We start from the raw sequence: 16,117 nt of genomic DNA on the forward strand, positions 1-16,117 counted from the left end.
ATAACGCTCAAATTAACAAAGATAAGAAGAAAATGGTTTCTTTTTTATAGTTAATGGGAGGGTTTATATGAAAGCTCGTATATTAGCGTACATATTTATATTTTCTTTATATATGGGTTGTGGCTCTTATTCCGTTTTTGCGCAGGATAACTTGCATGAAGAGATTCAAAAGCATGTAAAACAGTACGAGATTATGCCGCAAAATGCGATGATTGATAAGATTTGGAAGGCGACGCCTGGGTATAATGGAAAACAAGTGGATATAGAAGCGTCCTATAATAATATGAAGAAAATCAAGAAGTTTGATCAAAAACAACTTGAATTTAAGGAAGTATCACCGAGTGTTCACTTAGAAGATTTACCACCAGCTCCCATTTATCGAGGACATCCAAATAAAAAGATGGTGGGATTAACAATTAATGTGGCCTGGGGTAATGAGTATTTGCCACGTATATTAGAGATATTGAAAAAACATGATGTGAAGGCGACTTTCTTTTTAGAAGGACGCTGGGTGAAAGAAAACTTACGATTTGCCAAAATGATTGTCGATGCAAATCAAGAAGTAGGAAATCATTCTTATACACACCCTAATATGAAAACGCTGTCTACAGATGAAATACGAGATCAATTACAAAAAACGAATCGAATGATAGAAGCAGCTACAAATCAGAAAGTGAGATGGTTTGCTCCGCCAAGTGGAAGCTTTCGGGATGAGGTAGTAAAAATAGCGGATGATTTCCAAATGGGGACGATTATGTGGACTGTAGATACAATTGATTGGAAGCGGCCAGAACCGGGTGTGCTATTGCAGAGAGTAATGCGAAAAATACATCCAGGTGCTATTGTGCTAATGCATCCTACTTCATCTACAACAGAAGCGCTAGATACTATGATTAAAAATTTAAAGGAACAAGGATATAAAGTGGGGAATATTACAGAATTACTAGATGAAAAACGTGTGGATTAAATACATTTGCATGACATTCATCTCTAAACTTGTTATCATTAAATAATAGCAATTATTTAGAGAAACTGGCATTAGGAGGAAAGTTTTTGATTAAAAAATATACGTGTAAAAATGGTGTAAGAATTGTTATGGAGAATATACCAACTGTACGCTCGGTTGCGATTGGTATATGGATCCACGCAGGTTCAAGAAATGAAAATGAAAAAAATAATGGGGTTTCACACTTTTTGGAACATATGTTCTTTAAAGGAACAGAAACGCGAAGTGCAAGAGAGATTGCAGAATCATTTGATAGCATTGGTGGACAAGTAAATGCTTTTACTTCAAAAGAATATACATGTTACTATGCGAAAGTGCTAGATGAGCATGCTAAATATGCATTAGATGTTTTAGCAGATATGTTCTTTAATTCAACATTTGATGAGGAAGAACTGAAAAAAGAGAAGAATGTTGTATGTGAAGAAATAAAAATGTACGAAGATGCGCCAGATGATATTGTGCATGATATGTTAACGAAAGCAACATATGAAACGCATCCGCTTGGATATCCTATTTTAGGAACAGAAGAAACGCTTGAAACATTTACAGGTGATACGTTACGTCAATATATGAAAGATCATTACACACCTGAAAATGTTGTTGTATCAATTGCAGGGAATATTGATGAAGCATTTTTACAAACTGTAGAGCAATATTTCGGTAGTTACGAAGGGACAACAAACCGTGAACAAGTACATAGCCCAATTTTCCATTTCAATAAAGTAGCACGTAAGAAGGAAACAGAACAAGCTCATTTATGTTTAGGATATAAAGGCTTGCAAATGGGACACGAAGATATTTATAACTTAATTGTATTAAATAATGTTTTAGGCGGTAGTATGAGTAGCCGTTTATTCCAAGAAGTACGTGAGCAACGCGGGTTAGCGTACTCAGTATTCTCTTATCACTCTTCTTATGAAGATACAGGAATGTTAACACTTTACGGTGGAACAGGTAGTAAACAATTAGATACACTGTATGAAACAATGCAAGAAACGTTAAATACGTTGAAAAATACAGGTATTACAGAAAAAGAGCTTGTTAACAGTAAAGAACAATTAAAAGGAAACTTAATGTTAAGTTTAGAAAGTACGAATAGTCGTATGAGCCGTAATGGTAAAAACGAATTGCTTCTTCGTAAACATCGTTCTCTTGATGAGATTATTGAAAGTGTAAACACTGTAACAAAGCAAAATGTAGACGAGTTAATTCGCAATATGTTTACCGATGAATTCTCTGCGGCACTTATTAGTCCGGATGGAAAACTGCCAAAAGGAATGAAACTTTAATCGATCTTGTAATTCATTCGCTTTCGGAAATAACCGTATCTCTTTTATATGAGATACGGTTATTTTTTTTATATATGCAGAATAGGTACTTATTATAGGATAACCTTCATAAAAAGTAGGATAGGGGGAGATTTAATGCGTTTAAGTGAATTAAGTGGCAAAGAGATTGTGGATTTAGAAAGAGCAGAAAAAATGGGAGTTTTAGGTCATGCAGATTTAGAAATTGATGAGAGAGATGGAAAAATACAAGCGCTTATTATACCTGCTGGGAAATGGGGAGGTTTTAAAAGAGAACAGCAAGAAGTGAGAGTAGAATGGAGCAAAATAAAGAAGGTTGGAAATGATATGATACTTTGCGATCTTACGAACCATTCAAGATCATAGTGAAAGATGACCATTTTGGTTGTCTTTTTTTTATCTTTATATAAAGAAGATAAATCACGTGTGCTTTTTGTTTTTCAATCACCTCAAACTCGTACATTACATATGATGTGGAGGAAAAAGAAAAAGTAGGCATTTTTCTTATAAATGAAAGAAAAAGAAGGTGAATTAGGGAATGTTGACTGAGATGCATATTGCTGTCATAGGAGGAGATGCACGGCAGCTAGAAGTAATTCGCAAGCTAGTCGAACTGGACGCGAAACTTTCATTAATAGGGTTTGAACAGTTAGATCATGGCTTCACAGGGGCAGCAAAGGAAAGTATACAAGATTTAAATTTCACTTCCTTAGATGCAATTATTTTGCCGGTTGCAGGGACGAATGCCAGAGGAGAAGTAGATACTATTTTTTCAAATGAGAAAGTTTCCATAACGAAAGAACAAATTGAAAAGACGCCAGAAAACTTCACTATATATTCAGGTATTGGTACACCTTACTTGGAAAATCTCGTAGCTACTACAAATCGCAAACTTGTAAAATTATTTGATCGTGATGATGTTGCAATCTATAACTCTATTCCGACCGTAGAAGGTACACTAATGATGGTTATTCAACATACTGATTACACAATTCATGGATCGAATGTAATGGTTTTAGGATTTGGTAGAACTGGTATGAGTGTTGCAAGAGCCTTTCAATCATTAGGAGCACATGTCAAAGTTGGAGCGAGACGTTCGGAACATATTGCTCGTATTACAGAAATGATGTTTTCTCCTTTTCATATGCAAGACATAGAGAAAGAAGTAGGTAATATCGATATTGTTATTAATACAATTCCGCATCTTGTTGTGACAGCGAATGTTCTTTCAAAAATGCCAGCTCATACGCTAGTTATTGATTTAGCTTCTAAGCCAGGTGGCACGGACTTTCGCTATGCGGAGAAGCGTGGAGTGAAGGCACTATTAGCACCTGGTCTTCCTGGGATTGTTGCACCGAAAACAGCAGGACAAATATTAGCGAATGTTCTTTCTCAGTTATTAATAGCAGATGCAATCGCAAAGGAGGATGATGAGAAATGAGTTTGAAGGGAAAACGAATTGGTTTCGGATTTACAGGGTCACATTGTACGTATGAAGAAGTTATGCCACATTTAGAGAAGTTAATTGCAGAAGGTGCAGAAGTACGTCCCGTTGTTTCTTATACTGTCCAATCAACAAATACTAGATTTGGCGAAGGGGAAGAATGGATTAAAAAGATCGAAGAAATAACCGGTTTTAAGGCAATTAATTCAATCGTTGGCGCAGAGCCACTAGGACCGAAAATTCCACTAGATTGCATGGTGATTGCACCACTAACAGGGAATTCGATGAGTAAATTTGCAAATGCAATGACAGACTCTCCAGTATTAATGGCAGCAAAAGCGACGCTTAGAAATGGGAAGCCTGTCGTATTGGCTGTTTCGACGAATGATGCTTTAGGGCTTAATGGAGTAAATCTCATGCGCCTAATGGCTACAAAAGACATCTACTTCGTACCATTTGGCCAAGATGCACCAGAGAAAAAACCGAACTCAATGGTAGCTCGTATGGAGTTACTTGAAGATACAGTATTGGAAGCGCTACAAGGAAAACAATTACAACCTGTTGTTGTAGAAAAATTCAGATATATGAATTAAAAAACGAAAAAAACGTACAATTTTTGTTGAAACCATCATTCTTACTGTAGAATATGATAAAATTAACGTTATTAAGATTAGAGGGGGCATTGTAAGCTCCTTCTAATTCTAAGTTATAGAAGGATTGGTATCTAGAAAGGGGCATAGTGATGGAAAAGCAAAAAACTTTTCATGTCGCTGTAGTTGGAGCAACCGGCGCAGTTGGTGAACAAATGTTAAATACTTTAGAGAAACGAGAATTTCCAATTGGGAAGTTAACGTTACTTTCATCTAAACGATCTGCAGGTAAGAAACTTGTATTTAAAGGCGAAGAATTTACAGTTCAAGAGGCAACTCCTGAAAGTTTTGAAGGAGTAGATATTGCACTATTTAGTGCAGGTGGATCTGTATCGAAACAATTAGCGCCAGAAGCAGCAAAGCGCGGTGCAATTGTTGTTGATAATACAAGTGCATTCCGTATGACAGAAAACGTGCCACTTGTTGTACCTGAAGTAAATGAAAATGATTTAAAAGAACATAATGGTATTATTGCAAATCCAAACTGTTCTACAATTCAAATGGTAGTAGCTCTTGAACCAGTTCGCCAGCAATATGGTTTAAAACGAGTAATCGTTTCCACATATCAAGCTGTATCAGGTGCTGGTGCGGCAGCTATTGAAGAACTTCATGAACAATCACAAGCAATCTTAAATGGCGAAGAAGTAAAGGCGAATGTTTTACCTGTATCAGGTGACGAAAAGCATTTCCAAATCGCTTTTAATGCTATTCCACAGATTGATAAATTCCAAGATAATGGATTTACATTCGAAGAAATGAAAATGATTAATGAAACGAAAAAAATTATGCATATGCCTGAATTAGAAGTAGCTGCGACATGTGTACGTTTACCAGTTGTATCGGGTCATTCCGAGTCTGTGTACATTGAAGTAGATAAAGAAGGCGTAACAGTAGAAGAAATGAAAAACTTACTTGCAAATGCAGAAGGTATTGTACTGCAAGATAATCCAGCAGAGCAGTTATATCCAATGCCAGCTACTGCAGTAGGTAAAAATGAAGTATTCGTTGGAAGAATCCGTAAAGATTTAAATAATGATAAAGGATTCCACCTTTGGGTCGTATCTGATAACTTATTAAAAGGCGCTGCATGGAATTCTGTTCAAATTGCAGAGCGCTTAGTAAAATTACAATTAGTGTAAACGGCTAAGAGAAGGTGCAAAATATGAAAATTATTGTTCAAAAATTTGGTGGTACATCAGTACGTGATGACAATGGGCGCAAGCATGCGCTTCACCATATAAAAAAATCGTTAGCTGCTGGTTATAAAGTAGTTACTGTTGTATCAGCAATGGGCCGTAAAGGTGAACCGTATGCAACTGATACGTTATTAAGTCTTGTAAATCAAGAGGAACCTAATATTTCTAAACGTGAGCAAGATTTATTATTATCATGCGGAGAATTAATCTCAGCAATTGTTTTCTCTAACATGTTGAATGAGAATGGTATAAAAGCAGCAGCATTAAATGGTGCGCAAGCTGGTTTTGTAACGAATAATGACTTTACGAATGCTAAGATTATTGAAATGAATTGCGATCGTATACATGAAGAGTTACAAAATGTAGATGTTATCGTCGTGACTGGATTCCAAGGTCAAACGAAAAATGGAGATACGACAACACTTGGACGCGGAGGTAGTGATACCTCAGCTTCAGCATTAGGTGTTGCGCTTCATGCTGAATATATCGATATCTTCACAGATGTTGAAGGTGTTATGACTGCGGATCCTCGTATCGTAAAAGATGCACGTCATCTTCAAACTGTAACATATAACGAGATTTGTAACATGGCTTATCAGGGTGCGAAAGTTGTTCATCCGCGTGCGGTTGAAATTGCGATGCATGCAAAAGTACCACTTCGTGTACGTTCTACGTATTCTGATAGTGAAGGTACGCTTATTGCGGCATATGATGGTGCTACAAAAGGGCAGGATGTAGAAGAACGTCCTGTTACAGGGATTGCCCATGTGTCAAACGTAACGCAAATTAAAGTGCTTGCAAAAGAAACTGCATATGATTTACAACAACACGTGTTTAAAGAAATGGCTAATGAAGGGATTAGTGTGGACTTAATTAACATTTCTCCTACTGGTGTAGCTTACACAGTAAAGGATAGTGTATCAGCGCGTGCAGTTGAGGTTTTAAAGCAACTTGGATATGATCCAGTGGTGACAGAGCATTGTGCGAAGGTTTCAATCGTTGGTGCTGGAATGGCAGGTATTCCAGGGGTTACAGCGAAAATTGTCACAGCTTTAGCGGAAAAAGGTATTCAAATTCTGCAATCAGCAGATAGTCATACGACAATTTGGGTTCTTGTAAAAGAAGCCGATTTAGTGGAGGCTGTGAATGCATTACATAGTGCATTTGAGCTTTCAAAAGAAAAGCAACTGGAACAATAAGGAGTGAGATCATGATAGATTTTGGGACAATTGCAACCGCGATGGTAACACCGTTTGATAAAAATGGTAATATCGATTTTGCAAAGACAACGAAATTGGTAAATTATTTAATTGATAACGGTACAACAGCAATCGTGGTAGGAGGGACGACTGGAGAATCTCCTACATTAACATCAGAAGAAAAAGTAGCGTTATATCGCCATGTCGTATCTGTTGTCGATAAAAGGGTGCCCGTCATCGCTGGAACAGGTAGCAATAATACGCATGCTTCTGTCGATTTAACAAAAAAGGCAACTGAAGTTGGTGTTGATGCAGTTATGCTAGTGGCACCGTATTATAATAAACCGAGTCAAGAAGGGATGTACCAGCACTTTAAAACAATCGCTGAAAGCACTCCGCTTCCGGTAATGCTATATAATGTTCCAGGACGATCTATTGTACAAATCTCCGTTGATACAGTTGTTCGTTTATCAGAAATAGAAAACATTGTTGCGATTAAAGATGCAGGCGGCGATGTATTAACAATGACAGAAATCATTGAAAAAACAGCGGACGACTTTGCAGTATACAGCGGTGATGATGGTTTAACATTACCAGCTATGGCAATTGGAGCAAAAGGTATTGTTTCTGTAGCATCTCATGTTATCGGGAATGAAATGCAAGAAATGATTGCTGCATTCCAAGCTGGAGAGTTCAAAAAAGCGCAGAAATTACATCAATTACTAGTAAAAGTAACGGATGCACTATTTATGGCGCCGAGCCCAACACCAGTAAAAACAGCATTACAAATGGTGGGATTAGATGTAGGTTCTGTACGTTTGCCACTTCTTCCATTAACGGAAGAAGAAAGAATAACGTTACAATCCGTAATGCAATCTATTCCTCGTTAATAAAAATGACCTAGTGTGAAACTAGGTCATTTTTATTTTGACTAACTATATGTAAGTGCTGAAAATTAGCTATAGTTAATAGGCTGTAATAAGAAGGGGATGGCAGGGGGGAGAATTAGTAAGAAACTGATTACAGAGATAAGATTTTTTTAGTGAATATCGTTTCATGTTTATGTAAAGAATTTACATGAATATTTTTCCATCAAACTCTTATTACGTAGGGAAAATAGTAAAACTGATATGAATTTTGCCCTCTTAAATTATAATCTCATTTTAGTGTCTTCTCTTGTCTTTCGCATAATTTAACTTGTGTTCTATTTCTTGTATCAGTTATAATATGGCTAAGTAGCTTAGTACGGGTATGCTTAGCAAAATTGGTAAAAATTAAGATTTAATGAAATTTTCATATCATATCGAATAAGATATTTGATTTATATAATGAAAGAGAGGTGAAACCTGGTTTAAAAAATTAACAAGGACATGATATCGCATAACGGTAAGGACATTCGTCTTGGACGGTGAATATATGGTGGTTGTAGAGTTTCCCCTGGTGTCTCTGCAATTTTAGTGAAATCAGTGTTTGCAAGATTTTTAAACCAGGCAACAACATGAAGAGAAAAGAGAATGAGTCTGTTAAAGTATTTGCTCTTGGCGGAGTAGGTGAAATCGGAAAAAACATGTACTGTGTTGAAATTGATTCTGAAATCTTTATTGTAGATGCCGGATTGATGTTCCCGGGAGATGAAATGTTTGGGATTGATATTGTTATTCCTGACATTACATATTTAGTAGAAAATCAAGAGCGAGTAAAAGGACTATTTATTACCCATGGTCATGAAGATCATATTGGTGGAATTGTTTATGTGCTTCGTAAATTATCTATTCCAGTATATGCGACGAAATTAACGGTAGGACTTATACAAGAAAAGCTTGGCGAAGCAGGAATGTTAGGCCGTGTAGACTTAAAAACAATTGACTCGAATTCAACAGTAGAGTTTAATTCAACAAATGTGTCATTCTTCGGAACGACACATAGTATTCCGGATTCTGTGGGTGTTTGTTTCCATACATCAAAAGGTGCTGTAGTATATACAGGAGACTTTAAATTTGATCAAACTCCAATCGGAAATAGTGGAGCAGATCTTGGGAAAATGGCGCAAATTGGAAATGAAGGCGTACTTTGCTTGTTATCTGATAGTACAAACGCTGAACGTCCTGGTTATACAGGTTCGGAAAAAGAAGTTGGTATAGAGATTTCTAAAGTATTCTATAGTTCAGAAGGACGTATTATTGTTGCTTCATTTGCATCGAATGTACACCGTATTCAACAAGTGTTTGATGCAGCTGCTGAAACTGGAAGGAAAGTAGCGGTAGTAGGACGTAGCATGGTGAAAGTGGTAGATATTGCAAGACGTCTTGGTTATTTAGATGTTCCAGAAGGTATGGTTATTTCATTACAAGAAATAGACAATTTCCCGGAAAAAAAGGTAGCTATCTTAACGACTGGTAGTCAAGGGGAACCGATGGCAGCCCTTTCTAGAATGGCGAAACAAGCTCATAAACAAATTTCAATTCGTAAAGGTGATACTGTTATTATTGCAGCTTCTCCAATTCCAGGAAATGAAGTATCTGTATCAAAAATTATTGACTTGTTATTTAGATCTGGTGCTGAGGTTATTTATTACGGTGAAAGAAAAGTTCACGTTTCAGGTCATGGTAGCCAAGAAGAATTAAAGCTGATGATAAATTTAATGAAGCCGAAGTATTTTGTACCCGTACATGGTGAGTTCCGTATGCAAAAAGCACATGCGTATTTAGCGGAAGATGTAGGTATTGCGAGAGAGAATATCTTTATCGTAGAAAAAGGCGATGTAATTGCTTTTGGTGACGATGAAGCAAAATTAGCTGGTAAAGTGCAAGCTGGTAATGTTTTAATTGATGGATTAGGTGTAGGTGACGTCGGTAACATCGTTCTTCGAGATAGAAAGATGTTATCTCAAGATGGAATTTTAGTTGTTGTTGTAACACTTGGTAAGGATGAAAAGAAAATAATCTCTGGTCCAGAAATTATTTCACGCGGCTTTGTATATGTTCGTGAATCAGAAGCATTAATCGAACGATCCACAGATATTGTACGTATGATTGTTGAACAATCAATTAAAGAATATACAATTGAATGGTCTATGTTGAAACAAAATATTCGTGAATTATTAGGGCAGTTCTTGTACGAAGAAACGAAGAGAAAGCCAATGATTTTACCGATTATTATGGAAGTATAAAGAAGGTCACCTTTACAGGTGATCTTTTTCTTTTTTAACCCTATCGAATGAAATTCATAACTTAAGAAATAATAGTTATATACGAGTGAAAGGGGATGCGATATGACAGAACGTGATCGTTATACAAATGAAGAAAAAGAAGCTGAGCCGAAAGAAGTTCCAAAAGAGGCTTCTATAGTGGAGAAAATTCAGCAACTTGGACAGACAAATGTACCACAAATGAATGAATCGCGTATTCATTGCTTAACAATTGTTGGGCAGGTGGAAGGTCATATTCAGTTGCCACCACAAAATAAAACAACAAAATATGAACACATCATTCCGCAAATTGTCGCGATTGAACAAAATCCAAAAATTGAAGGTTTACTGTTAATATTAAATACAGTTGGGGGTGACGTTGAAGCTGGATTAGCGATTTCTGAAATGGTGGCTTCGCTTTCAAAACCAACTGTATCTCTTGTTTTAGGAGGAGGGCATTCAATCGGTGTACCGATTGCGGTCTCAACTGATTATTCATTTATTGCCGAAACAGCGACGATGACAATTCATCCAATTCGTTTAACAGGTCTTGTTATAGGTGTGCCACAAACATTTGAGTATTTGGATAAAATGCAAGAAAGAGTCATTCGATTTGTGACAAAGCATTCGAAAGTAACGGAAGATCGTTTTAAAGAGCTTATGTTTGCAAAAGGGAATTTGACGCGAGATATTGGGACGAATGTAATAGGTGGAGATGCAGTGAAGTATGGTCTTATAGATGGTGTCGGTGGTATTGGTAGCGCACTTCGAAAATTAAACGAATTAATTGATGAACGCAAGGATAATAGTACAGAAGGGACAATGCTACAATGATTTTATATACAATTATGCCAGAGCAACTTGTTTATCCGGCCGATTATTCACAATGCGAAAGCCAAAAAGTTGTGAATATAAATGGCGTGGAATTAGTGGTTTCTGAGGAGGATAATCAATGTTACTCTATTGTACGTGTATTAAGTACGAATCCGTCTCACTACCTAGAGTTTGAGCCTGGACAGAAAATTACCTTTTAGCAAAAAGAAGGATTTTGTTTAGGAGCTATGGTATAATATAAAAAACAAGACGGTTGAGCAGCCATGAGTAGGCTGCTTTCTTCTGTTTATTTAACATTTTACAAGAAGTGTAAAAATAGAAGATATAAAGACCTGAAAAATAGAGAGAAAGACATGTAAGTAGATCTTTTTTATAAGAAAGTTGTACTTAATTTCTAGAACACGAGGTGAAGAAATGGCAAAACAAAAGCAAAGAGGGACGAAGGCTAAGGCAAGACGTACGATAAAGCCAACTTTGTATTATGAAATCGTCGGGTTGACTCTTTTTGCACTTTCGATTATTACGATTTTACAGCTAGGTGTTGTAGGGAAATCGTTTGTGTTATTTTTTCGCTTCTTCTTTGGTGAGTGGTACATAATTGGTGTGTTAGGTGTAATAGCTTTATCTGTTGCGTTTGTAATAAAGCGGGGATGGCCCAACCTTTTAAATAAACGGCTAATAGGTGTTTATTTAATTGTACTAGCAATATTAATGTTTAGTCATATTACATTATTTAACCTGCTTACGAAAGATGGAGCTGTGCAAAATACTTCTGTAATTGTTAGTACAAAAGATTACTTCTTCCTTGAAATGAAAAAGGGCCCGGATAGTGTTCATTTAGGTGGTGGTATGTTCGGTGCATTGATGTTCGCAACGTGCTACTTCTTATTTGACGAAGTAGGGGCATATATCATTGGAATTATTTTAGTTATTCTTGGAATACTTTGTATAACAAATAAACATATTGGAGAAGTACTTGCTCCGGTAGGGAGAATTCTTAGAAGTCAGTTTCAAGTAATGCAAGGGGATTATAAAGATTGGAAATCTCAAAGGGTCGCCGAGCAAACTGAAAAGAAAAAAACAACAAGAAGCAAGAGGCGTGAACGTGTTGCTGAACAAGAAGAAGCTATTGAGCCAGTAGAAGAAATAGAAATTGGTCCACCAATTATTTCGAATTTTACTGAGAATTATCCAGTACGTGAAGAGACGGAAAAGCAGATAGAAGAAAATGATTTAATCACTCCTCCGTTTATTGAAGAGGCAGTTCCGCCTGCGCCAGAAGAACAACCTCACAAGAAACGAGGAGAAAAAATCGTTGAATCGCTAGAAGGTGAAACGAAAGCACCTCCTATGCAATTTTCTAATGTGGAAAATAAAGATTATAAGCTTCCTTCGCTTGATATATTAAAGTTTCCCCAAAATAAGCAAGTTACAAATGAAAATGCGGAAATTTATGAAAATGCTCGTAAATTGGAACGTACATTCCAAAGTTTTGGTGTGAAAGCGAAAGTAACAAAAGTACATAGAGGTCCTGCAGTTACGAAATATGAAGTGTATCCTGATATGGGAGTAAAGGTAAGTAAAATTGTTAGTTTAAGTGATGATTTAGCGCTTGCTTTAGCAGCGAAAGACATTCGTATTGAAGCACCTATTCCCGGGAAATCAGCTGTAGGGATTGAGGTTCCGAATTCAGAAGTTTCTATGGTAACGCTGAGAGAAGTTCTTGATTCAAAGGCGAATAACCACCCAGAAGAGAAGTTATTAATCGGTCTTGGACGTGATGTTACAGGAGAGGCTGTATTGGCACGTTTAAATAAAATGCCCCATTTATTAGTAGCTGGTGCGACTGGTAGTGGAAAGAGTGTATGTATTAATGGAATTATTGTAAGTATTTTAATGCGTGCAAAACCGCATGAAGTAAAATTAATGATGATTGATCCGAAAATGGTAGAGTTAAATGTATATAACGGTGTTCCGCACTTATTAACACCAGTCGTAACTGATCCGAAAAAAGCATCACAGGCTTTGAAGAAAGTTGTGAGTGAAATGGAGCGTCGTTATGAATTATTCGCGCATAGCGGTACGCGTAACATTGAAGGATATAATGATTATATTAAAGAACATAATAGCCAATCGGAAGCGAAACAACCTGAATTACCATATATTGTAGTAATTGTGGACGAGTTAGCTGATTTAATGATGGTTGCTTCTTCGGATGTAGAAGATGCGATTATGCGTTTAGCGCAAATGGCACGTGCTGCTGGTATTCATTTAATTATTGCGACTCAGCGCCCGTCAGTTGATGTTATCACAGGTGTTATTAAAGCGAATATTCCATCGCGTATTGCATTTGCTGTATCTTCCCAAATAGATTCTCGAACGATTCTTGACGGTGGTGGTGCAGAAAAGTTGCTAGGTCGTGGAGATATGTTATTCATACCAATTGGTGCATCGAAACCTGTTCGTGTACAAGGGGCATTTTTATCAGATGATGAAGTTGAGAGAGTCGTAGAATCTGTTATTGCGCAGCAAAAAGCGCAATATCAAGAGGATATGATTCCACAAGATGTTCCTGAAACAAAGCAGGAAGTAGAAGATGAATTATACGATGAAGCGGTTCAGCTTGTAGTAGAAATGCAAACAGCATCTGTTTCTATGTTACAACGTAGATTTAGAGTAGGATATACGCGAGCAGCTCGTTTAATTGATGCCATGGAAATGAATGGTGTAGTAGGTCCTTATGAAGGTAGTAAACCAAGGGGAGTACTCATTAAAGATGTGCAAGAAAAAAGTTCTTAAAAAAAGCCTAATTGTTTTTACAATTAGGCTTTTTTATATGCTGTTTTTGTTATATACTATAGTCATCGACTAAGAAAGGGCTTACATTTTTAAGGGTCCTTTAGAATACGAATGCTTATCGTTTTGGTTTTCAAAACGTTCGATATTTAATGTAGAAAAATGTTGAAATCTGTTGACACATATGGGAGCAAGTGGTAAGATTACTTCGAAAAGAATCACTGCCTCATATAATCTTGGAGATAAGGTCCATAAGTTTCTACCTGGCAACCATGAATTGCTAGACTATGAGGGGAAAAGTGTGTAACAAAGGATGTAAGGAATCTTTGTGCCGAACTTTTTCTCTATATGAGAAATGTTTATGGTACAAAGTTTTTTTTATGGAATAAAGTGTGAAAATTTCATCTTGAAAAATTATTAATATTTATTCGATAATTACGCTTATTTTTAGTATTTAGTAATTTATACTATGTTGTAAGTTGAAAAAAGAGAAAAGAAGTCTTACATCAGAGGTCGAATAATTGAAATGCGGGGGAGTCTTATGTCAGTAAAATCCGATAGTCGTCACCTATATTTGCGGGTGATTGATCACATCAAAGGAAAAATTAAAGATGGGGCTTACAAAGAAAAACAAAAGTTACCTTCAGAGTTTGATCTAGCGAAAGAACTTGGTGTAAGTAGGGCAACTTTAAGGGAAGCACTACGTATTTTAGAAGAAGAAAATGTTGTTATTCGTAGACATGGTGTAGGGACATTTGTAAATGCGAAGCCGTTATTTTCTTCCGGAATAGAGCAACTTTCTAGTATTACAGATATGATTTCTAGTGTGGGGAAAACACCAGGAACAATCTTTTTATCATCATCTACAACAACTTTAACAGAAGAAGAAAAAGAGAAATTTAATTGTGAAGATGCTTTTAGCGCAGTAATGATTGAACGTGTTCGTACAGCGGATGGGGAACCAGTTGTATATTGCATTGATAAACTGGCAAAAGAGATATTACCAGATTTATCGGGATACAATGAGGAATCGCTGCTTACAGTAATACATAATAATACGCACAAGCGTATCACATACGCAGTTGCTCACATTGAACCGATTGGTTATCACCCGAAAATTTCACCGATTTTAGAATGTGAACCTGAAACGGCACTGCTAGTTTTAAAACAAATGCACTATGATCAAAATGATGAGCCAATCTTATATTCTATTAATTACTTTAGAGCTGATAAGTTTAGCTTCCACGTATTAAGAAAACGTATGTAGGGAAGTTCCTTTTTAGGGAGGTGACAGCAAGAAGTAAGGGACAGCAGCGTATGAATCATTAGACAAAACATTTCAGGAGGGGTTTCTAGTATGAAGAAAAAAACAGGTCTTTTATTATCGTTAACGTTAGCAGCAAGTACAGTGTTAGGTGCATGTGGTAACTCGGATAAAGCGGATAGTGACAAAAAAGGGGATAAAGAGTTTAAGGTTGGTATGGTTACAGATGTTGGGGGCGTTGATGACAAATCATTTAACCAATCTTCTTGGGAAGGATTACAACAGTTTGGTAAAGATAATGGATTAAAAGAGAAGACAAATTATCGTTATCTTCAATCTGAAAAAGAAGCGGATTATATTCCGAACTTAAAGAAATTTTCAAAAGATAAGTATGATTTAGCTTTCGGTATTGGGTATAAATTAGAGGGAGCAATTAAAGAAGTAGCAAAAGAATCTCCAAAACAACAATTTGCAATTGTTGATACTGTTGTAGATGCACCAAACGTAACAAGTATTACATTTAAAGATCATGAAGGGTCATTCCTTGTAGGTGCGGTGGCAGCTATGTCAACAAAATCGAATAAAGTAGGATTTGTTGGTGGAATGAAGAGTGATTTAATTAGTAAATTCGAGAATGGATTTAAAGCTGGTGCTAAGGCAGTGAATCCAAATATTGAAATCGTATCTGAATATGCTGAAGCATTCGATAAGCCTGAAAAAGGTACAGTTCTTGCGTCAGCAATGTATGGTCAAGGCGTAGATGTTATCTATCATGCTGCTGGTGGTACAGGTAACGGTGTATTCACTGAAGCGAAAAACCGTAAGAAAAAAGGTGAAAACGTTTGGGTAATCGGTGTTGACCGTGACCAAAATCAAGAAGGTATGCCTGAAAACGTAACATTAACTTCAATGGTAAAACGTGTTGATATCGCTGTACAAAAAGTAGCAAAAGAAGCGAAAGATGGAAAATTAAAAGGTGGTAAAATTGAAGCGTTTGGCTTAAAAGATGACGGTGTTGGTATTGCAAAAACAACTGATAACGTGAAAAAAGTTAACCCTGAGATTTTAACAAAAGTAGAAGAATTTGAAAAGAAAATTACAGCTGGAGAAATTAAAGTACCAGCTACAGATAAAGAATATACAGAATATGAAGCTTCTCTAAAAAAATAAAGATAGAGAAATAGCAAAGGTTAGTTCTTAGAACTAACCTTTGTATGTATAAAACTTCCAAATT

The 16,117-nt window shown here is 36.5% G+C and carries 14 protein-coding genes and 1 riboswitch; all 14 genes read left to right on the forward strand.

The annotated features are described in order from the left end of the window. Window positions 1–67: 67 nt before the first annotated feature. The 14 genes from NSS74_RS05415 (at window position 68) to NSS74_RS05480 (ending at window position 16,053) form a co-directional block, all read left to right on the forward strand. Window positions 68–967: a polysaccharide deacetylase family protein gene (locus tag NSS74_RS05415; protein WP_002033683.1), complete on the forward strand. Its 900-nt coding sequence runs from the start codon at window positions 68–70 to the stop codon at window positions 965–967. Between the two features lie 86 nt (window positions 968–1,053). After that, on the forward strand, window positions 1,054–2,295 hold the full coding sequence (locus NSS74_RS05420) for a M16 family metallopeptidase (RefSeq protein ID WP_002088150.1): 1,242 nt from the start codon (window positions 1,054–1,056) through the stop codon (window positions 2,293–2,295). 135 nt (window positions 2,296–2,430) lie between these two features. After that, the gene (locus NSS74_RS05425) at window positions 2,431–2,679 is read left to right on the forward strand and encodes a YlmC/YmxH family sporulation protein (protein WP_002014571.1); all 249 of its coding nucleotides are present in this window, start codon (window positions 2,431–2,433) and stop codon (window positions 2,677–2,679) included. A gap of 172 nt (window positions 2,680–2,851) precedes the next feature. Further along, window positions 2,852–3,754, forward strand: coding sequence for a dipicolinic acid synthetase subunit A (gene dpaA / locus NSS74_RS05430; protein ID WP_002088148.1), 903 nt, complete (start codon window positions 2,852–2,854; stop codon window positions 3,752–3,754). Beyond that, a complete protein-coding gene (gene dpaB, locus NSS74_RS05435; RefSeq protein ID WP_002111357.1) occupies window positions 3,751–4,350 on the forward strand; it encodes a dipicolinate synthase subunit B in 600 nt (199 codons plus the stop codon). Before dpaA ends, dpaB begins: the two co-directional genes overlap by 4 nt. A 149-nt stretch (window positions 4,351–4,499) precedes the next feature. Then, on the forward strand, window positions 4,500–5,546 hold the full coding sequence (gene asd, locus NSS74_RS05440) for an aspartate-semialdehyde dehydrogenase (protein WP_002014577.1): 1,047 nt from the start codon (window positions 4,500–4,502) through the stop codon (window positions 5,544–5,546). 23 nt (window positions 5,547–5,569) lie between these two features. Then, complete coding sequence (gene dapG / locus NSS74_RS05445; RefSeq protein ID WP_002088068.1) at window positions 5,570–6,802, forward strand: aspartate kinase; 1,233 nt, start codon at window positions 5,570–5,572, stop codon at window positions 6,800–6,802. An 11-nt stretch (window positions 6,803–6,813) separates the two neighbouring features. Continuing rightward, window positions 6,814–7,692: a 4-hydroxy-tetrahydrodipicolinate synthase gene (dapA, locus tag NSS74_RS05450; protein ID WP_002014579.1), complete on the forward strand. Its 879-nt coding sequence runs from the start codon at window positions 6,814–6,816 to the stop codon at window positions 7,690–7,692. Between the two features lie 608 nt (window positions 7,693–8,300). Next, complete coding sequence (locus NSS74_RS05455) at window positions 8,301–9,971, forward strand: ribonuclease J (RefSeq protein ID WP_002014581.1); 1,671 nt, start codon at window positions 8,301–8,303, stop codon at window positions 9,969–9,971. A gap of 102 nt (window positions 9,972–10,073) precedes the next feature. Continuing rightward, on the forward strand, window positions 10,074–10,823 hold the full coding sequence (gene tepA / locus NSS74_RS05460; RefSeq protein WP_002014582.1) for a translocation-enhancing protein TepA: 750 nt from the start codon (window positions 10,074–10,076) through the stop codon (window positions 10,821–10,823). Further along, window positions 10,820–11,023, forward strand: coding sequence for a YlzJ-like family protein (locus NSS74_RS05465; RefSeq protein WP_002088064.1), 204 nt, complete (start codon window positions 10,820–10,822; stop codon window positions 11,021–11,023). The genes tepA and NSS74_RS05465 overlap by 4 nt, the downstream gene beginning before the upstream one ends. A 214-nt stretch (window positions 11,024–11,237) precedes the next feature. Further along, window positions 11,238–13,622, forward strand: a complete 2,385-nt coding sequence (locus NSS74_RS05470) for a DNA translocase FtsK (RefSeq protein ID WP_002014584.1) — start codon at window positions 11,238–11,240, stop codon at window positions 13,620–13,622. 203 nt (window positions 13,623–13,825) lie between these two features. Next, window positions 13,826–13,927, forward strand: a riboswitch (purine riboswitch). A gap of 233 nt (window positions 13,928–14,160) precedes the next feature. Beyond that, window positions 14,161–14,886: a GntR family transcriptional regulator gene (locus NSS74_RS05475; protein WP_002088063.1), complete on the forward strand. Its 726-nt coding sequence runs from the start codon at window positions 14,161–14,163 to the stop codon at window positions 14,884–14,886. A gap of 90 nt (window positions 14,887–14,976) precedes the next feature. Beyond that, window positions 14,977–16,053, forward strand: coding sequence for a BMP family lipoprotein (locus NSS74_RS05480; protein ID WP_002033687.1), 1,077 nt, complete (start codon window positions 14,977–14,979; stop codon window positions 16,051–16,053). The last annotated feature ends 64 nt before the right edge of the window (window positions 16,054–16,117 follow it).

Origin of the sequence: Bacillus sp. FSL E2-8868, from assembly GCF_038005505.1 — a bacterium.
GTDB lineage: Bacteria > Bacillota > Bacilli > Bacillales > Bacillaceae_G > Bacillus_A > Bacillus_A mycoides.